Source organism: Microbulbifer variabilis ATCC 700307 (assembly GCF_000380565.1).
Lineage (GTDB): Bacteria > Pseudomonadota > Gammaproteobacteria > Pseudomonadales > Cellvibrionaceae > Microbulbifer > Microbulbifer variabilis.
Genome location: NZ_AQYJ01000029.1, coordinates 344,958 through 367,274 on the forward strand (window position 1 = coordinate 344,958; position 22,317 = coordinate 367,274).

Sequence of the window (22,317 nt, forward strand, 5' to 3'; positions counted from 1 at the left end):
CTATATGTCTTAGCCTTAAGACGGTTTAAAGGCTAACGTGGTTTCTCATGGGAATAGCCAAGGCCCGATAATCAGCTTCTACATTACCATACTTCCCTGATAAACCTATTACTCGCAGGCACATCCCAATAGTGCAGCTGATTTTCTATATTTCTTTGCCTTAGATAAATTGGTTTACGTAAACTAACCTTCATTGAGCATGGCGTAAGTTGGTACTTGAATACAAAAAGCGATTGGCAGATTTTTTTGTACGATCGTACGGAATGTGTCTGCTGCTCTATTCATTAAGCCAGAAGGCCAGTAGTCTTTTCTAATGGACCTTTTACTGGCAGGTGGGTTTAGTGAGCTTTGTGTTTTTTCCAGGACTTATGAAGAGTGAAAAAAGATGTCTGATTTTCTGAATCAATTTTATAACGGTGCAGCCCGATAAAAAATTAAAAAATAAGAAATTTTGTTATTTTTAATATTGAAAAATACAGTATTGGTTTCATGGGTGGGGCTCTAAATATCTTGTTGTATCCTGCCTGTGAACTTATTAGTGGTGTATTGATGGTCAATTAGAGGTCGATTATTTCAGTGGAAATATGGCATTGCTGAAAGTCTTTATTATATTAAGCAGGGGTGCAGAAATCTAAGCGTTTTCAACTGCTACGATTAAAAAATTAAATTTTACTGGTTTGGCGGAAGAGGGTGAGACAGCCGGGAGCAAAAAAGACTTAAAAGTAATTACTTATATGGTGTAGAAAAAGCGGGCTAAGCCCGCTCTCTCATTTTTGAAGATTACTGTCCCAAAGTAAACAGCTGTGTATTGCCACCAGTGGCAACGGTATTGATGGTTTTGGTTTTCTCGGTAGCAAAGCGGAATAAATAGTGGGGGCCGCCGGCTTTGAAACCGGTGCCGGAGAGGCCTTGGCCGCCGAATGGATTCACGCCGACTACTGCACCGACCATATCCCGGTTTACGTAGCAATTCCCTACATTAACCCGTTTGAATACCGCGTCGGCGCGGCCTTCGATGCGGGAGTGCAGGCCGAAGGTGAGTCCGTAGCCGGTGGCGTTGATGCGGCGGATCACGTCCTCCAGTTCTTCGGCTTTAAAGCGTACCACGTGCAGGAAGGGGCCGAAGACTTCGCGCTTTAGTACAGAGAAGTCTTCAATTTCTACAACTTGAGGGCCGAAGAAAGTGCCTGTACCGGGCTTTTTATCTTCATCGAAGGCAAACAGCGTTTTGGACTCTGTGCTCAAACGCTCCCGATGGGCTTCCAACAAGCCCAGTGCTTTGTCGTCGATTACTGGGCCGATGTCGGTATCCAGCTTGCCGGGATCGCCAAGGGAGAGTTCTTCACAGGCGCCTTTGAGCATATTGAGCAAGTTATCGGCGATTACGTCCTGTACACACAGAATGCGCAGGGCGGAGCAGCGCTGGCCGGCACTTAGGAAGGCGGATTGAATTACGTCATCTACTACCTGCTCGGGCAGGGCAGTGGAATCCACAATCATTACATTCTGCCCACCAGTTTCGGCAATCAATGGAACGATCGGGCCCTCTTTCGCTGCCAGTTGTTGGTTGATCAGGCGAGCGGTCTCGGTGGAGCCGGTAAAGGCTACGCCGCCCAAGCGGGGGTCTTCGATCAATAACTTACCTACGGCTGCACCGGTGCCGGTAATCAGGTGTAGCACTTTTGCTGGTACGCCAGCATCGAGCATCAGGCGAACGGCGTGGGCGGCGATTATTGGCGTCTGTTCAGCGGGCTTGGCCAGTACTGCATTACCAGCCGCCAGTGCGGCAACTACTTGGCCGGTAAAAATAGCCAAGGGAAAATTCCAGGGGCTGATAGCGACGAATACGCCACGGCCGCCTAGGTATAGTTGGTTTTTTTCACCAGTGGGGCCGGGCAGCTCCGTTGGTTCACTGAAATGCTGGCGCGCTGCATTGGCATAGTAGCGGCAGAAATCGACTGCTTCACGTACTTCGCTGATACCATCATTGAGAGTGCGGCCTGCTTCCAGGCAAATAATTGCGGCAAGTTCATTCGTCTTTTTCTCATAGAAATCGGCGATGCGATCGAGAATCGCGGCGCGCTCATTGCCGCCCATACGATCCCAGCCGATCTGTGCTTCAGTCGCAGAGGCGTAGGCTTGCTCAATCAGGTGCTTGTCGGTATTAGCGGTGTGGCCAATGACCTCGCCGGAAGCCGGATTGTAAACTGGCTCTTCGGCTTTACCCATAACACCGTTGATGATTGGGCCCCCGAGGAAATGCTTGCCGCGCTGTTTGTCCAACTCTTCCAACAGCGGCTCTACAGAATTGGGATCGGTCAGCTCGATGCCGTGTGAATTTTTTCGTGGCAGGGCTTCTGCGCCCATATAAATATTCTCCGGTACAGGAATTTGTGGGTGGCGGTATGGGTTACAGGCCTCACTGAGGTCGAGAGTGTCCTGTACCAATGCCTCAATTGGGGTCTCCTCATCCATAAAGCGGTTTACAAATGAGCTGTTTGCGCCGTTTTCGAGGAGTCGGCGAACCAGGTAGGGAAGCAAGTCGCGGTGGGCGCCTACCGGAGCATAAACTCTCACTGGTACGCGTTTGCCGTGTACAGCTTCAATTTGCGCGTAGAGCAGGTGGCCCATGCCATGCAGGCGCTGGAATTCATAGTCAGTGCGTTCACCAGCCATCTCCAGGATCAGGCCTACGGTGTAAGCGTTGTGAGTAGCAAACTGGGGATAGATAGCATCACCGGCATCCAGCAGCCTCTTGGCACACACTTGGTAAGAAAGGTCAGTGTGACACTTGCGGGTATATACCGGGTAATCGGTCAGGCCCATCTGCTGAGCGTGCTTGATTTCGCTATCCCAGTAAGCGCCTTTCACCAAGCGAACCATTAATTTGCGGCCGGTGTCTCGACCAAGGGCGATCAGCCAGTCTGCAACATGGGGAGCCCTTTTTTGGTAAGCCTGCAAAACAAAGCCGAGGCCCTGCCAGTCCTTCAGTTCAGGGTCGCGGGCAAGTGCTTCGAAAATATCCAGGGAGATATCCAGGCGTTCTGCTTCCTCGGCGTCGATATTTAAACCCATATCATATTTGGCGGCAGCAACGCACAGGCGCTTTACCTGGGGCAGCAGTTCATCCATGACACGATCGCGTTGCAGTACGCTATAGCGAGGATGAAGGGCAGACAGTTTGATAGAGATTCCGTTAGCTTCGACAACGTCACGTTTGGTGTTGTCGTTACCGATGGCTTCGATAGCCATCATGTATGCATCGTAATAGCGCTGGGCATCGGCCATGGTGCGCGCACCCTCTCCGAGCATATCGAAGGAAAAGCGAGTGCCGGGCAGGTTTTCCTTGGGGCCGCGCTTAAGTGCCTCGTCGATAGTACGACCAAGTACGTACTGTCCCCCCATGATCTTCATGGCCTGCATCATGGAGGTGCGCACCATGGGTTCGCCGATACGGCTGATCAGGCGTTTCATCCAATGGGAAGGACGCTCGGTGATATCGGGGTCCAGCTCAACCACGCTGCCGGTAAGCATAAGCCCCCAGGTAGAGGCATTCACAAATAGTGAATCTGACTGGCCACGATGGCTGGACCAGTTGCCGGAATGCACTTTCTCAGCAATCAGTTTATCGGCAGTATCAGCATCGGGAACCCGAAGTAGAGACTCCGCCAGGCACATGAGGGCCACCCCTTCTTTGTTCGACAAGCCGAACTGCTGCAGGAAGGCGTCCAGGGTGCCACGCTTACTGCGCTGCTGGCGTGAGTGCCGTACCAGCTCGCGCGAGGTATTCAGAATTTTCTTGCGCAGGGCTTCACTGGGGCGCGGTGCGGCCAGGAGCTCACTTACACATTGGTTTTCGTCGGCATGCAAATACTCGCGTGCCTGTTCTCGGGCACTGTGTAGGTCTCCGGCGAAGTTTGTCGACATATCGTCTCCCAAGCTCTATATCTAGGGTCAGAATAAAAAACCGGATTATGTGCGAAAGTGCTTAGAATTAATCGCCATTTTGGCGCCAGTTGTGGTTAAATATCACGCCTAATTGCGTGATTGCCAGTAGGGTATTTTGTAATGTCTCGACAGTTGGAAGATCTTGATCGTATCGATCGCCAAATACTGCGTATCCTGCAACGCCATGGACGACTGCCAAACGTAGAGTTGGCACGCCGGGTTAATCTCAGTCCCACTCCCTGCCTGGAGAGGGTCAAGCGCCTCGAGCGAGAGGGATTTATCCGCGACTATGTAGCGTTGCTGGACCCGCTCAAGGTTCATGCCGGCCTGGTTGTTTACATCCAGGTGACTCTGGCTAATACAGCCACTGAGGCACTGGAAGCCTTTAACCAGCATGTGGCTGGTTTGGAGGAAGTGCAGGAGTGCCATATGGTGGCCGGTGGTTTTGATTACCTCGTAAAGATTCGCATTAAGGATATGCTTGGATACCGCCGTTTTCTCGGAGAGAAGCTGGCTTCAGTGCCGGGAGTACGCGAAACCCATACCTATGTGGTGATGGAGGAGGTGAAAACCGATACTGCCGTAGCGGTGCCGGACCCTGAGCCTAAGACCAAATCAGCCCGGCGCTGAGCCGGAAGCGCGCTTTAGGCGCGTGGTGGCCTGGAACCTATCTGGAACCTATGGGGAGTCGGCCACCGGGCAGATAATCATCAGGTAAGGTTGCCAGAGCTCGGGAAAATGACTCGCCAAAAAACTCCGTACCCGGCATGTGCTCCGTGTTGAGGTAAAACCCAATTGCTTTTCCCCACCGCTATCTTTGCTATTGATTGCGGAATTCATGGTGGAATAGGGTGAATTGGCAACCATTGTCGGTCGGTATTTTATTATCCTCGACATAACTTGTGAGCGGTGTCCCCGCCGCCGAATCAGAATGCGATAACGATAAAGTAGGTAATGTATGGATTTCTCACTGAGCGAAGAGCAGCAGATGATCCAGGACGCAGCACGTCAGTTTGCCGAGAGCGAATTGAAGCCTATAGCTGCGGAACTCGACAATACAGGTAACCGCCCTCTGATACTGGAGAAGCTCAAGGAATTGGCCGAACTGGGTTTTATGGGTATCAATATCGATCCCAATTACGGTGGTACAGGTGCAGGCACGGTGGCTTTTAGTTTGGCGATTACCGAACTGGCACGAGGCTGTGCATCCACTGCAACTACCACCTCGGTTACCAATATGGTGGCTGAAGTTATCCAGGCTGTAGGCAATGAGGACCAGCGCCAGAAGTACCTGCCAAAAATCTGTAGCGGGGAATACGCTGCGGGTTCTTTCTGCCTGACTGAGCCCGGCTCAGGTTCTGATGCTGCAGCTATGCGTACCCGTGCAGTAAAAGACGGCGATGAGTATGTGCTGAATGGCAGCAAATTATTTATCAGTAGTGCTGAATTTGCTGGCATTTTTGTTGTGTGGGCGGTTACCGACCCTGATGCCGCGAAAGGTAAAGGGATTTCCTGCTTCCTGGTTGAAGCGGGCACACCGGGGCTGATTATCGGCAAGGCTGAAGAGAAGATGGGGCAGAAAGCTTCTGTCACCAATGAAGTTTCCTTTGATAATTGCCGCATTCCCGCAAGTAACATGCTGGGTGAGGAAAACCGCGGCTTCCGAATCGCCGCGGGTGAACTTGCTGGTGGTCGTATTGGTATCGGTTCCCTGGCACTGGGAATTGGGTTGGAGGCGATGGATTGCGCCCGCGCTTATATGCACGAGCGCGAGCAGTTTGGTAAAAAACTGGCGCAGTTCCAGGGATTACAGTGGCAGCTGGCAGATAAGTACACTGAGCTTGAAGGTGCGCGCCTGTTGCTGTTACAGGCAGCTTGGCAGAAAGATGCGGGCATGGCTTTTGGCCCCGCGGCGTCCATGGGCAAACTGTTTGCCAGTGAAAAAGCCAATGAAGCTTGTTACTTAGCCCTGCAGATCCATGGTGGGGTCGGATATACCCGCGAGTACCCATTGGAGCGCATGAGCCGCGATGTGCGTATCACCACCATTTATGAGGGCACCAGTGAGATCCAGCGCCTGATCATTGCGCGTCACCTGCTTGATGTGCGTTGATTTAGTGATATAAGACCCAGAGGCTGGCTCTACCCAAATGGAGGAGTCGGCCAGTGGGCTCCATGCTTAAAATTGTCAGCAATCTTCCCTTTGCTACCGAATATCCCATCCTTACTGACAGATCCTACCTATTCTCTACTGGGAAATTCTTTTCCTGTTTTCCGGGAAAATATTTTTCAGAGCTTGTCCGCTAAACAGTACTTGCGGCCATTAAGAGTATCCGATAGCGGGTGAGAATGATGCTTGCTGACCAGGGAATCTCCGCGACTTTTTTAGCTCGCCTGGCATTTATTATATCTCTTCAGTTTTCTGTTTTCACTTATGCCGATCCACCTAATCCGGCGAGTGCTGTCACCCAAAAGGCCAATCAGACAGTTTTAAAAGAGTTGCCATTTGATAATCGGCAGGATTTTGAAAATGTAAAACGCGGTTTTATCGCGCCATTACCTGATAATGGCGTAATTAAGACCGAAAAAGGACAGCCTGTCTGGAATCTTGAAGCCTTTCAATTTGCACGGGATAAATCTGCACCAGACAGTGCCAACCCAAGTTTATGGCGACAATTACAGTTGATCTCCGAGGGTGGGCTTTATGAGGTAACTCCGCGAATTTACCAGGTGCGTAGCGCCGATCTCTCAAATATTACGTTTATTGAGGGAGAGACTGGGGTGATCGTAATGGATCCCCTGATCTCGGAAGAAACTGCGAAAGCAGCCTTGAAATTGTACCGGCAGCATCGAGGTAACAAGCCAGTGGTCGCGGTGATTTATACCCACAGTCATGTGGATCATTACGGTGGCGTACGTGGGGTGGTAAATGAGGAAGAGGTAAAGTCTGGAAAAGTTAAAATCTTTGCTCCAAAAGACTTCCTGATTGAAGCGGTCAGTGAAAATGTCTTTGCCGGTAACCATATGGCGCGCCGAGCCAGCTTTATGTACGGTAATTTGATCTCAAAAGACCCTAAAGGTACGTTGGGGGCTGGATTAGGCCTGGAAACCTCTACGGGTACCGTCACTTTAATTGAACCCACCGACACTATTACAAAAACAGGAGAGACTCAAACCATTGATGGTCTGACTTTTGAATTTTTGATGGCACCGGGTTCTGAAGCACCGGCTGAAATGCATTTCTATATTCCCGAGCTAAAGGCAGTAACCGCTGCCGAAAATGCTACCCATACCTTGCATAATCTTTACACGCTTCGCGGGGCCAAGGTGCGCAATGCAAGGGATTGGTCGCGTTATTTAAATGAGACCATTCAGCGCTGGGGAGACAAGGCAGAAGTATTGTTTGCACCGCATCACTGGCCGACCTGGGGGCAGGAAAATGTTGTTAATCACCTAAAGAAACAGCGAGATCTTTATAAATACCTGAATGACCAGACCCTACGCTTGGCCAACCATGGCTATAACATGGTGCAGACTGCTGAGATGATGGAGCTTCCCCCAGAGTTGTCTCAGTATTGGGCCAACCGAGGTTACTACGGTAGCGTTAATCACGATACTCGCGCAGTGTGGAATTATTACCTCGGTTTTTTTGACGGCAACCCCGCGCGTCTTTATCCAATGCCGCCCACTGCTGCCGGCAAGAAGTATGTGCAATATATGGGAGGGGCGGCCAATATCATCAAGCAAGCCAAGAGAGATTATGATGCTGGCGAGTACCGCTGGGTGGCGGAAGTGCTGGATAGACTGGTCTCAGCCGAGCCGAACAACCGTGCTGCAAGAGATTTACTGGCTGATGCCCTGGAGCAAATGGGTTACCAACAGGAAAACGGAACCTGGAGAAACTTCTTCCTCAGCGGCGCTAAAGAGCTGCGGGATGGCATCGAGCGCCTACCGGTGCCGCTAACTGCCAGCGCAGATACTATTCGTAGTATGCCCACCGAGCTGATTTTTGATTATCTGGGGATTCGCTTGAATGGGCCAAGAGCGACAGGCAAAAAAATATCGATCAATATTAATCTTCCAGATATAAAAGAACGCTACTCACTGGTGCTGGAAAATGCAGTGTTGAACTATGGCCCTCCAGTTAATGACCCTCATTCCAGTGTCACAATAAAGCGTGAAGACTTGAATGATATTATCCTTGGTACCGCCACAATTCAGGAGAAGATGGAGGATGGTTCGATAAAAATAGTTGGGGATGTTGGCCAGTTGAAAACTCTTCTCTCCCTTATGGATCGATTTGACTTCTGGTGGAACCTGGTAACCCCAGAGCCTATGGAAAAAATGTCTTCAGGAGACTTCTGATGAGTGGTCCATTGCCAACTGTTGTTACCGTAGAAGAGGCTGGTGCGGATAAATATACGCAGATACTGCACTCGGGTCCCCATCGGTTAATTGCTGATGAGCCGGAGGATTTAGGCGGGCAAAATCGTGGACCAGGCCCTTACGAATATTTACTCATGGGGCTAGGAGCATGTACCAATATTACCGTGCGTATGTATGCAAATATGAAAAATATTCCGTTGGAGCGAATACAGGTCATCCTCTCCCATCGTAAGGTCCACCTAGAGGACGGGAAGGATTGTGAAAAAAGCTCGCAAAAAATTGATGAAATTGTGCGGGATATTACCCTGGAGGGGGAACTGACCGGTGAACAGAGGCAGCGCCTGCTGAAGATTGCTAATCGCTGCCCGGTACACCAGACACTGACTTCAACAGTAACTATTCATACACGCTTAAGCTCCCAATAGAGAATATGCCTCCCATGGCTTTGTAGGGAATTCTATTGGGTAATGAATAGTGACCGTTCTTTTGGTTCAAATGTCTTGGGGTAGCAGCGACCTCTTTTTCAGGGCGTAATTTATGGCGATACAAGAGTTTGTTTTTTGGAATCCGATCGAGCTATATAGTTAAGTTGTGGTATGGGGGCCAAACTACGGATTGCCCAAAAGGTTCCTGAGAGAGTTTACCGGCTAATTAAAAGATTTGATCGGGAGCAGGCAATTGCAGAGGCCAGAATTGTGGCCCCTAATGCCCTTTTTTACCCAGACTGTCTGGAAGGCCAATGCCGAGGCTATTTAACGTCCCTCAAAACTATACTTTCATTTCATAACTTATGTTCTGCTATTTAGTAATCCCTATATCAAATGTGGTGGTTGTTAATGTGGCTTTAATATTCAGGAAGTCATAGTTTCTTCAGTTTTATGAGCTGAAGCTTTAATGCTCGGCGTCACTTCAGGAGCTTGTCGGAGCGTAAAGGTGAGAATACCATCTTCGATAGGTTGTTTAAGTAGAATTCTTGAGTCTTCCTCATAATTATTTAAGAGGCGCCAAGGATACTTGTTACCCTGGCGAGGTAATACGTTGTTTCCTCTTTCCACATAGCCGGAATTTAGGCTGCTCATCACAGAGCTGTTTTCACTACATCCTTCTGTATCTTTGGCAATGCAGGTGTCAAAGTTACCTTGGTCCATATAGTTGAGTAAGCGGCAGATGTACTTTGCAGAGATATCTGCTTTCAAAGTCCAGGGAGCATTGGTATACCCGAATACCCATGACATATTGGGCACCCCTTCTAAGAGAACGGCTTTATAGGTTAATTTTTCCTTGATATTTACTTCATTTCCATCAACATAGAGTTGCATTCCTCCAAGCACCTGTAATTTGAGGCCGGTTGCCGTAATTATAATATCGGCAGTAATGCGCTCTCCAGATTTCAGTTGAATGCCTGTTTCTCCAATAGATTCAATTTCATCGGTCATTACCGAAGTTTTACCGGAGCGCATTGCCTTAAAAAGGTTATCATCAGGTACCGCGCAAACCCGCTGATCCCAAGGTTGGTAGCTTGGGGTAAAATGACGCATGTCGAAATTTTGGGGCAAGCTTTTGCGTACACCGCGTAAAAAAAGCTTTCGCATAAAGTTGGGCCAGCGCTTGGAGGTTTTAAAAAGCCAGCGCTGTATTTTGATGTTTCGCCAGCGAGCAAATTTAAATACCCAGGAGCTGGGTAGAATTTTTAAGAGTTTTTTAGAGAGTTTGTCGAACGCGGGAACAGAAATGATATAGGTGGGTGAGCGCTGCAGCATGGTTACATGCTTGGCTTTTTCCGCAAGTGCGGGAACTAGAGTAACCGCTGTTGCTCCACTGCCGATGACAACGATCGTTTTATTACAGTAGTCCAGTTTTTCCGGCCAATGTTGCGGATGGATATAGTCACCCTGAAACTGTTCTGCTCCAGGAAACTCAGGCAGGTATCCCTGATGATGATCATAATACCCTGTACAGGAAATCAGGAAACGACAGCTATAGCTGCACCGTTCACCGGTTTTTAAGTTAATTCCGTCGATAACCCAGATTTTTTTTTCGCTATCCCAATTGGCTTTGGAAAGTTCAATGCCGAAATGAATATGCTCCTTAATGGAATATTCTTCGGCAGTATCGCTGATGTATTGTTGGATAGAGGGGCCATCGGCCAGCACTTTGAGGCCAGGCCAGGGGTGAAAATCAAAACCAAAACTGAACATATCTGAATCGGAGCGAATTCCTGGATAGTGAAATAAATCCCAGGTTCCACCGACTTGTTCGCGGCGGTCCAGAATGGCAAAACGTTTTGTAGGGCACTCGCGACTGAGGTGGCAGGCTGCGCCAATACCGGAGAGGCCAGCACCGATAATTAGTACGTCAAAATGAAGCGGTTCCAAAATCAATTACCTGGCTGATTGGTAGGTGTTTATAGACTGCGTAGAACCAATGCTGATTTATTGCTACATTGCGACAAAAAATTATCTTGAGGCGCCAGAGGCGTTTTGGAGGGGCAGTGGGAAGCGTAATACGAGCCAGTGTGCTCACGGGATATGGCGAATTAGTGGAGGCTTTGGGTGGTAATACCGCTAGCTATCTCACTGAATTCAATATACCGCAGGATATTGTGGTGTCCGACACTCGTCTCTTGTCCCATGCCGATGTTGCGAGTTTGTTGGAAGTCTCCGCACAGCGATTACAGTGTGAGGACTTTGCGCTGCGCCTTGCCTTTCATCAGGGAGTAGACAGGCTGGGGGGAATCGCTGTGATTGCCTGCAACTCTACAACGCCAAGGGAGGCGGTGGAAGCGGTAGGTAGATTTATGCCTCTGCATAGCCCGGCAACCCAATTGCGTCTGGAGCCTGTAGGCGACGGGCATTGTGAGCGCTTGGTATTTAACTTACTTGACCCAGCTTTGTCACGATTTACCCAAATCCATGAGCAGACATTGGGTAATGCATTGGCAATGTTACGTATGCTGATGGGGGCGGATGCTGCACCACAACGGGTTTTGTTGCCGCACAGTCCGATCTCCAACAGGCAACGTTATCACGAGTACTTTTCCTGTCTAGTGGAATTCCAGTCGGGCTACTGTGCTATGGAGTTTCCCTCTGACCAGTTGGATGGTCAATTGCCCTCTGCCGATCCCGTGACCAAGCGTTTGGCTACCTGCTATCTGGAGCAGCAATTTTCCTCATCAGCAGCGTCTCTGGGTACCAGAGTGCGGGAACTATTACGGCAGTTGTTGCCAACGGGAAAATATCAGGTGGCGGTGGTTGCTGATCACCTGAGCTTGCACCCCCGCACTCTACAAAGGCGCTTGGCAGATGAAAGTCTGCGTTTTGATAGCTTACTGGATCTGGTGCGTAGGGAGCTGGCGGCAGAGTATCTCTCAGATGCCAGTCTTGCATTGGGGCAGATAACGGGTTTATTAGGATATGCCGAGCAGAGTACTTTCCAGCGCTCCTGTAGGCGTTGGTTTTCCGATACGCCACGCAACCATCGGCGTCGCCTTACTCGTGCGCAAGCTTTAGAGCGTAAAGGTTTGGCTACTGCAGATCAGTAGTCTGTTAGCTCAACCTCTCCGGGGCGCCAAGTCTTTTCCAGCCAGGGGCCTAATGGGCCATATAGGCGCAAAATAACAAAGAAGCCTTTACCCGGCACTGTCTCCAGCCAGTTGTTTTCAAATCCTTTCGGCGCTACGGGACCGAAAAAAATATCGTAAGAACCATCAGTGTTTTTCTTGATACCTTTGCTCTGGCTGCTTACCGAGGGAAACTCCTGGCTTGTCTTTAGCTGGGAGCGGGTTTGGCTGTCATAAATGTTAACCGCCCAAAATGCATTGACAGGTACATCGGGTGGCAGGTGCAGTTTGTATTTCCTGGCGCCATCAAAGGGCTCTTTGTTTTCGTCGACAAAGGCAATGGCATAGTCAGAACCTTTACCTGGCTCGATGGCTGTCATCGCTGGGCTGACACCGGTGTAAGGGTAGAAGTAGCTAACACGGGCATCACTGTTAATCGTTTTACCATCGGGCCCATTGAAGAAAATATTTTTACCCGGGAAGGCCATCACCCAGGCGCTGTCGGTGCCCGGATAGATTTTCACATCGGATAATGATTTGTCTGTGCGTGGGTACCAGACAATAGATCGGGCGATGCCATTACCGATGCCAACTGCATCGGTCAGTATCTTGATCATGCGTTCATCGGGGCTAAAAGCCTTACCTTTCTCAATGCCGATAGAGGCAAACAAGCCGCGAGTTTCCGGATTTAGCATTCCTATCCATTCGTATTGGATGATCTCATTTAAGTGCTTGTAGAACTTGTAGTTGTTGGGGTGGATGGTGTTGAAGGCCTTGCCAGAGGCGCTAATAAACACCATGCGCGGAGGGTGATTCTTCTTGGAGAGGGGGTAGATCCTCAGTTTGTCTTTAACGCTCTGTACAGCTTCATCCAAGTCCTGGTTGCTGGGAGAGCGCATAAAGACCCATACCCGGTAAGAGCGAGGATATACAGGGAAGTAACCGAAGGGAAGGTTGCCTTTATAGTCGGGTGGCAGGACTAGATATTTTCCTCCCCGACCCTTATCGGGGCCGGAGTTACCTATGTCTTCCGCATAGCGAAACCAGGCATCATTGAATGCGCCCATCACATTCGGTGGTGCGTGTAGAACTGTAGGGCCATCTCTCTTCAGGTCCAGGAAGGCCAGGGTGTAGATGGTGGATGTATTGCCGGTAAGGAACAGTGATTCGGAATTCATTAGTCGATCGAAGATCAGCACTTCATGGGCCGACTTGGCGCCGAGTTCGTACCCACCTTTCATGAGTGCATGTACTGATGCTCCCTGAATACCTTTCAGGAAGCTATCTACCGCGCGCATATGGTCCAGATAGTCATATAGCTTTTCAGCTGTCTCAGGGTAAGGCGCGCCGTCGCGAAACTTTAATAAACCGATACTACTCTCGACTTTATCCGGGGTGCTGATGGACTCTATGGTTTCCGGGCCGACGTCTGTGCTAGCAAATGTAGCGGGTAAGTAAAAGGTAAATAAAAAGAGGGCCATCAAAAACCCTCCGTGGATGCAAGGACGTACTTGCTGGAGAGGCAGCCATGACCGGTGGTTCAAATTCTGTTCCTCCATTGGTGAGGTTGCCTTTGAGTAGATTAATGACAGGAAAGGCAATAGCTTCCAATGCTTCAGCTGTAAGTTATTTTCCGCGCAGGGAAGCCTTTAGAAGTAAAAAGGTGTCATTTACTGGCGCGTATAAAAGAGAATTTGGCAACTACATATTAGTCGCTTCTGCTGATGGACTCTTTGTCAGTTTCAGAAGTGGCGCAAATTTATAACATGTTTTGACAGATGGCGTATTACGTAGAAATTCATGCAGGGACAAGTTGTAAAAACCTGGGAATAACACTCTCATAATATTAATTTCATCAAGAGCTTTGAGCGAATATGTTAAGTGGTCTTTATAATGGTTGATCACTTCCTGATTAAAAATGGATTAAAGGTTGTTCAGGAAAGAAAAATTTTTTGAATGAAAATGTCATTAGTATATGTTTTTTTTGTCAATCGCGGGCAGTTAATCGGCTTGCTAAAGGTAGAGTGGGCAGCCATTTTTTAATTGAAATAATTGCATGAATATTCGGATTTTTTTTCTTACTGGAAGATTTGTTGTCATTTTTTGTGGACGAAAAAGATTTAATTTCAGCTCATGTTAATGGTTGGGAACTTTATTCTTGGAGTTCGTTTTGTCTGTTTGTCGCGGATAGACAAAACAAAAAATGTCTAACAATTTTTGACTTTTCTTAATTTCAAGTAGCTGAATAAAAACTTCATCACAGGATTTCAAGATAGTACTTGTCATTATGGAGAGCTAACTTTATAAAATGATCGTCCCATGTAGGTGACCCCGAAAGTTTTTGAAGAGCAACTGGGGAAACCGTAGTTAAAAAATTTAGAATAATTAATTGGACTAAGAATGTTCTCGCTTGCCGACCTGTTCGATAAGGTTGTCGCTAACTCTTGGCATGGAAGCTTGGAAAGCCTGACCGGCGAAAAATTGACCCTCTCACATTGTGAGGAGGCCCTGGCCCTGTTGAAACAGGAGAGTCTAGGTCTCATCAACGGGGATAGGATTGTTGTCAGGGCACACAGCGATATTTTTACTGTAGCCGTTATGCTGGCCGCTTGGCGACTTGGACTGGCCGTAGTGCCAGTTAAAGGTGATGCGAGCGAAGCTGCGGTGCAATCTGTAGCTTCAGACTGTAATGCGAAGGTAATTTTCAAAGATGGTGATGTTGTTTCCCTAGAGACTTATCGCTCAGAGCAGAGACGTTTCGAGTTTTGTGCGCCCCCAGAGGTAACCGGGGTTGATTTGGCACTGATTATTTATACATCTGGTAGCACGGGCAGGCCCAAAGGAATAATGCTCACCCACCAGAATGTGCTGACCTCACTGGAGTCAATCACAGAGTACCTGCGCTTAACTGAGCAGGACAGGATTCTCTGTCTCTCACCTCTATCTTTTGACTACGGTCTTTACCAGGTGCTATTTGCCCTCTACAAAGAGTGCACGACGGTCCTCTATGATAAGCCCTTTAATCCAATTCATGCGTTAAAGGCACTTTCTGAGAATAAAATCACGATATTACCGATCGTTCCTGCCATGGGGGCAGCATTAGTAAAGCTGGTTTCTCTGGTGAAGCCGGATCTTTCACTGCTGAAAAGTATCACCAATACCGGCGGTCACTTATCTGAATATGTGATTCGGGCCTGGAAAGAGTACTGCCCGCAACTCAACGTTTTTTCAATGTATGGACTTACTGAGTGTAAAAGGGCCATGTACCTGGAGCCTGAGCTTTGGGAGGAGAAAATGGGGTCGGTTGGGAAACCGGTTCCCGGTCTGGATGCGCGAATTTTTCAATATGACAGTGACGCAGATAGCTATCGCGAAGTAGCAGAAAACGAAGTCGGTGAGTTGTATGTACGTGGCTCAGCGGTAATGCAGGCTTATTACGATCCGAATGCCCAGGGCGGTGCGACAATTGTGCATGGCCTGTATCGAGATGATAACTGGCTTGCGACAGGCGATTTGTTCAGCAGGGATAGTGAAGGGTTTTATTATTTCAAGGGACGTTCCAAAGACCTGATCAAGCAGGCAGGATTCTGCCTTTTCCCTAAAGACCTGGAAAACCTTATTGATGCTTGCCCGCAGGTACACCTCAATGTGGTGATGGGTTCAAAAGATAAATCTCAAAGTGAAATTGCCGTTTGTGTTGTTGAACTGCATGAAAATACGCCGGAAAACCAGCAGCAGTTTAAAGTGTGGTTAAAAGAAAATCTGGATGTTGATTACACACCTCGGGAAATAAAATTTGCTGAGAGCATTCAGTTGACGGCCAATAGTAAAGTGGATAGAAAATTACTGCAGCAAGAGTTTCAGGCCTGAGTTAGAGTTTCTAATTCTGGCTATTTGCAATGATACAAAAATAAAAAGCGCTGAGACTTATTAGTCATCAATACGATTGAAACATAAGCGCATTATAAGAATGACATTGAATTTCTTTAGGGGATACCATGAACGCTTCCTTGGAAAAGCTTGTTGCCCAGCTTGACCAAAATAGACAACAATTTTCAACGCCTTGTTACGTATACTCGATTGAAGATGTTGCTAATAATTATCGCAAGCTAAAGGAACAATTGGGTACATCCCTGATTTACTCGTTGAAGGCAAACAGTTGCCTCGATCTCATTGTACGCTGTGGGCATATTTTTGAGGACGGTATCGAGATCGCCTCTGTGGGGGAATTGAATCTTCTACCGAGAGGTGAGAGTCCCCGTTACATCAATAACCCTTCAGCGGACAAAAGCTTTATTCGGTCCGCCATAGCCAGTAAGTGTACTCTGGTAGTAGATAACCTTTTCCAGTTGGAAATTATCAGAGAGTTTCAGGGCAAGAGGCCGATCAAACCCCTGATATTGCGCCTGAATCCAAGCACACTCGATCAGTTTGTAGAGCCTCCAGTTGGAATCCGGAAAGATCATTTTGGTTTGAGTTGGGAAGATGCAATTCGAGCCCTTGAAACCTGTAAGGAGTATGGTCTGGATGTTGCTGGCTTCCATGTTTTCCGCGGATCATATAGTTTTGCCAAGCTTGCTAACTCTACTGCGCAAGCTGCACTAAAAATTGTAGAGACATTTGAGGATTCTCTAGGCTACCCGCTCTCGCTTGTGAACCTTGGAGGTGGCTTCAATTCGAACTGGGAGGATGAGAATTTTGATTTTGACCAATATCGAAGTCTTCTTTCAGAATTTCCTTCCCATATCAGTATTATCCATGAAAGCGGGCGGGCCATTATGGAGTCTGCTGGCTACTTTGTTACTGAAGTGCGCTATGTGAAGTCGATAGAAGGGCGCCGTTACGGTGTTTGTAACGGGGGGATGGCCCAGAATTTTCTATTGGCCAAAACGGAAAGTGCTTTCAAGCGATTCTCGCAACCCCTGGTCTTACGCGAAGGCACTGTAGTTAAACCTGAGGAAGAGGCCGGTAGCTGCTTTTTGGTCGGTACATCCTGTAACAAAGAGGATGTGATCGGTGAGGTTAAAGAGCTTGAGGTAAAGCCTGGAGACCTGGCTATTTTTAGTCATTGTGGTGCTTATAACGCGAGCTATACCGTCGCTCCTTTCCTAAGCCTGCCGTCCGCAAAATCCTACCTGATGGAGTAGTTCATGGAATTGCAATCCATTGCTGGCGGCTTTGTCGCTGACCAGCTCGCATCGATTTCGCCTGTTCCTGCGACCTTTCAGAGCCTGCTGGAGCGGGCCTGCATTCGCTTATTTGATGCCTCGATGATTATTGAAGACCCGCTGACTGACTTGGCTCCGCTTAGGGAGCCCTCAGTAAAGCAGCCTTTAGAGCAGTTTGAGCAGACCTACGTAATCGATCAGATTATTGATAGGGTGCGGGATGAAGGGCTTTCGGGGCATTTCCATGAAATGATCGGGCTTTTTGGCTCCATTATGATGAGCCTGACTGCCACAGATGAGCAATTAGCGCAGGTGAACCATTGGGTAGAGGAGGGGATTTTTGGCCACTTCTTAATGACGGACCCCGGCGGGCCCAGCCTGCAAAGTTGGAAGACTGAGCTTAAGGATAGTGACGAGGGCTTGGTACTCAATGTTAATAAGATGCATGGTATTGAAGCCCAGAAACTTGGGTTTGCCATGGTTGTAGCGAAACAGGCTGCGCGTCCATTTCCAATCACGGTGATGTTGCCCCCTGATCTTTGTGCTGAATTAAAACAGCTACCTGTTGGAAAGCCTTTCCTGGATGGCAGGCTGCAGCTTGGTAATTGTCAAGGCAGTGTGCAAGTCTCTAAAGATATGTTACTCAGTAAGGGGGGGTTGGGTAGCGTTAACCGTTTCCTTACTTTGGTTCGTCCCCGTTTTGTAAAGTCCTTGATGCACTTTGTGCTGTGGTTAAAAGATCAGGGAGAGGTAGAGCTCTCAGTTACAGATCAGGGACATATTGAATACCTCATTTACCTGTGCAACGAGCAGACTTCGGCAACGATCTTTTCAATGCACAGTGTAAACAGGGTATTAGCGACAAAGTTTGCCAGTAATGAACTGCTTCTCGATATAGTGGCTTCTGGCAAGGTAAAAAATAAGGCTCGCCAGCGTGACTTGTTGGCATTTACCAAAATGGAAGGAAGCTCCTACCGCTGCTTTTTCGAGATCTATAGCAAGGCGAAAGGGCACCGGGTATGAGTTTGTATTTGAAGTCTGCCGCTTTCACTCCTATCGAAAGTATTACTTTTTCATCGAGCGGAAGTCTCCGTAGTGCTTTTGCTCACGTCAGTGAAATTCTCTTTGAGCAGAGTACTCGTGTACTTGAAGCAATTTCCCCGGATATAAGGAAAGAGATCGGCCGCCACTTTCTTTGCTCAACAATGATCGAATTGCCCTTTACAACAGGCGCTATTGCGGAGAGTGATTTGAATGTTGTGGGAAAAGAGCAGCATGTCCCTGTGACCAGCTTTGTGAATACTTATGAATGCGCCTCGTGGGGCTATAGCCTTCGTTATTATTTAAAACAGAACCCTGATGCCCGTTATGTCATGGTCAGTATTCTGGATGCCAATGTACTGGACTTAAGTTTTTGGCAGAGTAATGAAAACTGGGGAAATAGCGGATTTGGTCTTTGTACTTTGCTGTTGGAAGTGGAATCATTTGAAAAACATGATATCACTGCAAGCTGTGCTGTTACCTATAATACAACCCCCGAGTTTGCAACGATTATCCGAAAAATGGCAGCTGGTAGGGACGACCTCACATTATCATTGCCATTCTTCCCAGAAAATATTCGTCAAATTTTTACCAAATTGCTCAATGGTTTCAAGCAACTGCCCGATTTACATGACAGGTGGGGTCACTGTTTTGGTAGTGATCCCTGGTTGAATATTATCTGTCACGGTGTCAATGGTGATTTTCATCAGCCAAAAAAAATACTGGCCTGTTCTATTGCATTAAATGGCTACTACTGTACGGCAGAGGTGTGTGTTGACCAGCAGAGCACCTTTTATCTGTCGGAGGCAGTATGAGTAAATTGATAGAAATTACTGCTACGCTGGTTCGTAATCCATACCCAGATCTACCTAAGCTCTGTGCAGCCAGGACTTTGCCTTTACATAGGGAAGAGGATTTCGAAGCGATATCTATTCTTCCGGTGAATAGTAACCCGATGATGCTGAACTTTGCCGAGCACTATCTTTTGATCGTCGAGTTGCTCGGTTGTATTAAGAGTTTTGAAGCCAGGATTGATACGTGCCTGCTTAGGATACAAATGCCTGCAGGTGGGCGCATGCCTAAAGAGTTTCTCGATGAGAAGGTCTTGATGTTACAGGATGTACGCGCTGAAGAGGCATTCCTTCAACGTGAAGGAAAACCATATATTGCTATTGAAGACACACTCCCTCGGCATCCATTAGAGGCGGGGAATAATAAAATCCAAATTCGAATTGCCTGCGAGCAGGACCCTTCCGATTTACATTGGAATTTAGTGGAAGGTATTTCAACCAAATTAAAAGCCGTTGGATTTGATGCTGTAGAAACGACAGTCAAGGACAGGACCGCGTAGACATGTATATCAAAAGCCTGTGGTTGGACAATAAAGGGGAGACGGAGCAGCTAGTACAATCGCTGAATCAGTATCTGGATGGTTTTGCTGAACTTCCTGAGCTTATCTATATCGTGTCTGCCGGGGAGGCGAATGTGCTGCTCGAGCAGCGCGTAATGCAGTTTATTACGGAGCTGGAAGAGTCCGCCCACAATATTCTTTTCGTAGGTAGTGCTTGTACCAGCTTTCATGCTGCGATCCTCAGTTATTCACGGCGAGCTGAAGCAGATGCGTTGATTATCAACCTGGAGGTGGGTAAGGAACGTCAGCAGGAATGCCTGGACTCCCTGGGCATAGGCGTGAAAGCAGGACAAGATGGCCTCAGTGTAATTACCGGTGTAGCAGTCACCTGGATTACCAGAAAGTATCACGAGCAGAGCATCTGTCAGATTTCAAGTTGTGACATTTTATCGCAGTCCCCGTCATTGACTGGCGCACACGAGCTGGTAAAGAGTCTAAAGCGAATCATGTCCGTCAATTTCGATGATGCGAGTCAGGTAGTTTCCTTTGATATTGAATCCAAGTGGGCCAAAGGATTATTGAAAGGATTCTCTGGCGCAGAAAGGTCAACCTGGCTGCCAAGTATTGAAAAGGATGGCCTGCATTATTTGAGTATCAAACCGCTAGCTGAGATTAGAAAGTACTTTCTTGAGAAAAAACTTGAGAATCTTTGGCTGATAACACTCGGTGGTGGTGGTAGAGCAGGGTGTATAAAGGTAGTGAGTCCCGCAATCGACCGAGCTAGATTGCTTTCCAGATTAGTCCATACCGAGACGCTGTCTTTGGAGGATGCCTTTTCCGATTTTAGTACGGCGCAGCATATCGGAGATACGTTAGGGCAGGATTACCTTCCACATGTACGTGAAGCCTTGAGTTACCCCAAAAGAAAGTATCGGGGAAGGCACAATCAAATATTTCACTGGGTGCTAAATTCTGGCAGCTGGCGATCCCTTTTAGAGAATCAAGGAGCCAAACATGGGTAGAAATATCTACAAGGCTGATTTAAGGGAATTCAAATTCCTGATTGAAGACCAGTTTCACCAAGCCCGAACCCTGTTTGAGCACCCGCTATATAAAAATTGTACGCCAGAAATATTGGATGATATTTTGTTGCGTGGAAAGCAGTTTTCCTATCAAGTCTTAGGGCCAGGTTATCAGGAAGCTGATGAACAAAGTTGCCACCTTGTAGATGGCAAGGTTCAACTCCCCAGTGCCTTTCCTGAAATGTGGAAACGTTTCAAGGAGGAGTGGGGGAATATGGCTGCTGTGGATGGGGCACAGGATACCGGTCTGCCGCCTTTCGTTATGCAGATGCTCCTGGAAATGTTTATGGGCGCCAACCCCAGTTTTATGACATATGGAGGTTTCTGCCTGCCATCCGCCACTTTGGTAGAAAAGTACGGCAGTGATATCCAAAAGGCGCTCTTCAAGGACAAGCTGGCAACCTCCGAGTGGACTTCCTGTCTTTGCTTGACTGAACCTCAGGCAGGCAGTGACGTTTCCCTGGTGGAAACCAAAGCTACTCGCCAGGAAGATGGCACTTACTTACTAAGTGGTGAAAAATATCTGATCAGCGCCGGTATGCATGACCTGACAGGTAATACCATTTATTTTGTAATGGGCAGAGGAGAGAAAAGCGGATCAGGTACCTATGGGTTATCTTGCTTTATAGTGCCCAAATATTGGGTAGAAGAGGATGGCAGCCTGGGAGCTTTCAATCACGTGGAGTGTATATCCCTGGCTGATAAAATGGGTTTTAAAGGCTGCGCCAATACCCATCTGACTTTTGGCAAAAAAGGCCAATGTCGGGCTTATTTGTTGGGCGACAGAGAGAATGTCGGCCTACTACAGTTTCTCACCCTGATGAACCAGGCCAGGATAAGTACCGGTGTTTATGCACTGGGGATGGCTTCCTCTGCTTATTACAATGCGCTGGCCTATGCCAGTAAGCGTCTTCAAGGCAAGCGGTTCCATGAGAGTTTCAGCTCAACAGCCAGCCGTGTAAATATTGTTGAGCATGTGGATGTTCAGCGTATGTTGCTGGAGATGAAATCCAAGGTGGAAGGCTGTCGTGCGCTGATTGCCAAGTTGACCCTTTCGGAAAGTCTCCTGAAAACTTTTGCCGGTGATGCCGACAGAAAAGCGGAGATAGCCCACCATCAGGGTCTGGTAAATCTACTTACTCCAGTTGTTAAGGCCTATATCAGTGATCAGGCCTGGAGAATCTGCGAGCTGGCGATTCAAACCTGTGGTGGTCAGGGTTACTTGAAAGGTTTGGGTATTGAGCAGTATGCCCGAGATATCAAAGTACTGGCCATCTGGGAGGGCACCAACTATATCCAGAGCCAGGACCTTATTCGAGACAAGCTCGGCCTGGGCAATTCCAGCAAGCTCTTTCAGGTATATAAGACTGAAATCGACGCATTTATTGGCAGGGCGGCAGACTTCCCACAATTCAAGGGGGAGTTTGATCATCTGAAGCAGTCCTTTGAACACTTGGAGGCAGCCCTGAAGGCTGTTCATGTCTGGGTCCGGACCAAAGAGATGTTTAAAATCCCAGCGTACAGTACACGTATCCTGCACATGATGGGGGATATCTCCCTGGCCTGGTTATTACTCGAAGCCGCCTGTGCAGCCTCCAGCAAATTGAGTAAAGAAGATTCAGATAAAGCTTTTTACGAGTCAAAGATACTTAGTGCCAAGTTCTTTATTCGCAATGAGTTGCCCAGAAGCAGGTTTACGCTGGAGGTAATTCAAGACCCTGACTCTTTCTGTGGGGTCGACTCGCCGGTTTGGGCCTCACTGCTCAGTGATGTGGAGTAACT

At 48.0% G+C, this 22,317-nt stretch carries 16 protein-coding genes; 13 read left to right on the forward strand and 3 right to left on the reverse strand.

Annotated elements, in window-relative coordinates:
* Positions 1–780 precede the first annotated feature (780 nt).
* On the reverse strand, positions 781–3,927 hold the full coding sequence (gene putA, locus G367_RS0120330; protein WP_020415005.1) for a bifunctional proline dehydrogenase/L-glutamate gamma-semialdehyde dehydrogenase PutA: 3,147 nt from the start codon (positions 3,925–3,927) through the stop codon (positions 781–783).
* A 141-nt stretch (positions 3,928–4,068) separates the two neighbouring features.
* Between putA and G367_RS0120335 the strand changes: the two genes are divergently transcribed.
* From G367_RS0120335 to G367_RS0120350, 4 genes are all read left to right on the forward strand, one after another.
* Positions 4,069–4,578 (forward strand): Lrp/AsnC ligand binding domain-containing protein, encoded by a 510-nt coding sequence (locus G367_RS0120335; protein ID WP_020415006.1) that lies wholly within the window; start codon positions 4,069–4,071, stop codon positions 4,576–4,578.
* 328 nt (positions 4,579–4,906) lie between these two features.
* Positions 4,907–6,061: an acyl-CoA dehydrogenase family protein gene (locus G367_RS0120340; RefSeq protein WP_020415007.1), complete on the forward strand. Its 1,155-nt coding sequence runs from the start codon at positions 4,907–4,909 to the stop codon at positions 6,059–6,061.
* 236 nt (positions 6,062–6,297) lie between these two features.
* Entirely contained in the window at positions 6,298–8,313 is a 2,016-nt protein-coding gene (locus G367_RS24485; RefSeq protein WP_020415008.1) for an alkyl/aryl-sulfatase, read from the forward strand.
* The gene (locus tag G367_RS0120350; protein ID WP_020415009.1) at positions 8,313–8,759 is read left to right on the forward strand and encodes an OsmC family protein; all 447 of its coding nucleotides are present in this window, start codon (positions 8,313–8,315) and stop codon (positions 8,757–8,759) included. The genes G367_RS24485 and G367_RS0120350 overlap by 1 nt, the downstream gene beginning before the upstream one ends.
* A gap of 426 nt (positions 8,760–9,185) precedes the next feature.
* Here G367_RS0120350 and G367_RS0120355 read toward each other — a convergent pair whose 3' ends face one another.
* Positions 9,186–10,709 carry a flavin-containing monooxygenase gene (locus G367_RS0120355; protein ID WP_020415010.1) on the reverse strand — a complete coding sequence of 508 codons (1,524 nt, stop codon included), beginning with the start codon at positions 10,707–10,709 and terminating at the stop codon, positions 9,186–9,188.
* 116 nt (positions 10,710–10,825) lie between these two features.
* On the opposite strand from G367_RS0120355, the gene G367_RS24490 reads away from it, so the two are divergent.
* On the forward strand, positions 10,826–11,875 hold the full coding sequence (locus tag G367_RS24490; RefSeq protein WP_020415011.1) for an AraC family transcriptional regulator ligand-binding domain-containing protein: 1,050 nt from the start codon (positions 10,826–10,828) through the stop codon (positions 11,873–11,875).
* On the opposite strand, the gene G367_RS0120365 is transcribed toward G367_RS24490, so the two are convergent.
* Positions 11,869–13,374, reverse strand: coding sequence for a DUF1254 domain-containing protein (locus G367_RS0120365; protein WP_020415012.1), 1,506 nt, complete (start codon positions 13,372–13,374; stop codon positions 11,869–11,871). The two genes, G367_RS24490 and G367_RS0120365, sit on opposite strands and share 7 nt — an antisense overlap.
* A gap of 47 nt (positions 13,375–13,421) precedes the next feature.
* On the opposite strand from G367_RS0120365, the gene G367_RS26265 reads away from it, so the two are divergent.
* From G367_RS26265 to G367_RS24500, 8 genes are all read left to right on the forward strand, one after another.
* Entirely contained in the window at positions 13,422–13,658 is a 237-nt protein-coding gene (locus G367_RS26265; protein ID WP_157533694.1) for a hypothetical protein, read from the forward strand.
* A gap of 635 nt (positions 13,659–14,293) precedes the next feature.
* Entirely contained in the window at positions 14,294–15,763 is a 1,470-nt protein-coding gene (locus tag G367_RS25370; protein ID WP_020415013.1) for a class I adenylate-forming enzyme family protein, read from the forward strand.
* A gap of 128 nt (positions 15,764–15,891) precedes the next feature.
* Entirely contained in the window at positions 15,892–17,040 is a 1,149-nt protein-coding gene (locus G367_RS0120375) for a type III PLP-dependent enzyme domain-containing protein (RefSeq protein WP_020415014.1), read from the forward strand.
* A gap of 3 nt (positions 17,041–17,043) precedes the next feature.
* Complete coding sequence (locus G367_RS0120380) at positions 17,044–18,084, forward strand: hypothetical protein (RefSeq protein WP_020415015.1); 1,041 nt, start codon at positions 17,044–17,046, stop codon at positions 18,082–18,084.
* A complete protein-coding gene (locus tag G367_RS0120385; protein ID WP_020415016.1) occupies positions 18,081–18,917 on the forward strand; it encodes a hypothetical protein in 837 nt (278 codons plus the stop codon). The genes G367_RS0120380 and G367_RS0120385 overlap by 4 nt, the downstream gene beginning before the upstream one ends.
* Positions 18,914–19,453, forward strand: a complete 540-nt coding sequence (locus G367_RS0120390; protein ID WP_020415017.1) for a hypothetical protein — start codon at positions 18,914–18,916, stop codon at positions 19,451–19,453. Before G367_RS0120385 ends, G367_RS0120390 begins: the two co-directional genes overlap by 4 nt.
* 2 nt (positions 19,454–19,455) lie before the next feature.
* A complete protein-coding gene (locus G367_RS0120395; RefSeq protein ID WP_020415018.1) occupies positions 19,456–20,475 on the forward strand; it encodes a hypothetical protein in 1,020 nt (339 codons plus the stop codon).
* A complete protein-coding gene (locus G367_RS24500; RefSeq protein ID WP_020415019.1) occupies positions 20,468–22,315 on the forward strand; it encodes an acyl-CoA dehydrogenase family protein in 1,848 nt (615 codons plus the stop codon). The genes G367_RS0120395 and G367_RS24500 overlap by 8 nt, the downstream gene beginning before the upstream one ends.
* Positions 22,316–22,317 lie beyond the last annotated feature (2 nt).

What these genes read in the sequence shown, in the direction of transcription:
- putA (WP_020415005.1), bottom strand. Translation starts at nt 3,927, where the DNA reads ATGTCGACAAACTTCGCCGGAGACCTACACAGTGCCCGAGAACAGGCA.
- G367_RS0120335 (WP_020415006.1), top strand. Translation starts at nt 4,069, where the DNA reads ATGTCTCGACAGTTGGAAGATCTTGATCGTATCGATCGCCAAATACTG.
- G367_RS0120340 (WP_020415007.1), top strand. Translation starts at nt 4,907, where the DNA reads ATGGATTTCTCACTGAGCGAAGAGCAGCAGATGATCCAGGACGCAGCA.
- G367_RS24485 (WP_020415008.1), top strand. Translation starts at nt 6,298, where the DNA reads ATGATGCTTGCTGACCAGGGAATCTCCGCGACTTTTTTAGCTCGCCTG.
- G367_RS0120350 (WP_020415009.1), top strand. Translation starts at nt 8,313, where the DNA reads ATGAGTGGTCCATTGCCAACTGTTGTTACCGTAGAAGAGGCTGGTGCG.
- G367_RS0120365 (WP_020415012.1), bottom strand. Translation starts at nt 13,374, where the DNA reads ATGGCCCTCTTTTTATTTACCTTTTACTTACCCGCTACATTTGCTAGC.
- G367_RS26265 (WP_157533694.1), top strand. Translation starts at nt 13,422, where the DNA reads ATGACCGGTGGTTCAAATTCTGTTCCTCCATTGGTGAGGTTGCCTTTG.
- G367_RS25370 (WP_020415013.1), top strand. Translation starts at nt 14,294, where the DNA reads ATGTTCTCGCTTGCCGACCTGTTCGATAAGGTTGTCGCTAACTCTTGG.
- G367_RS0120375 (WP_020415014.1), top strand. Translation starts at nt 15,892, where the DNA reads ATGAACGCTTCCTTGGAAAAGCTTGTTGCCCAGCTTGACCAAAATAGA.
- G367_RS0120380 (WP_020415015.1), top strand. Translation starts at nt 17,044, where the DNA reads ATGGAATTGCAATCCATTGCTGGCGGCTTTGTCGCTGACCAGCTCGCA.
- G367_RS0120385 (WP_020415016.1), top strand. Translation starts at nt 18,081, where the DNA reads ATGAGTTTGTATTTGAAGTCTGCCGCTTTCACTCCTATCGAAAGTATT.
- G367_RS0120390 (WP_020415017.1), top strand. Translation starts at nt 18,914, where the DNA reads ATGAGTAAATTGATAGAAATTACTGCTACGCTGGTTCGTAATCCATAC.
- G367_RS0120395 (WP_020415018.1), top strand. Translation starts at nt 19,456, where the DNA reads ATGTATATCAAAAGCCTGTGGTTGGACAATAAAGGGGAGACGGAGCAG.
- G367_RS24500 (WP_020415019.1), top strand. Translation starts at nt 20,468, where the DNA reads ATGGGTAGAAATATCTACAAGGCTGATTTAAGGGAATTCAAATTCCTG.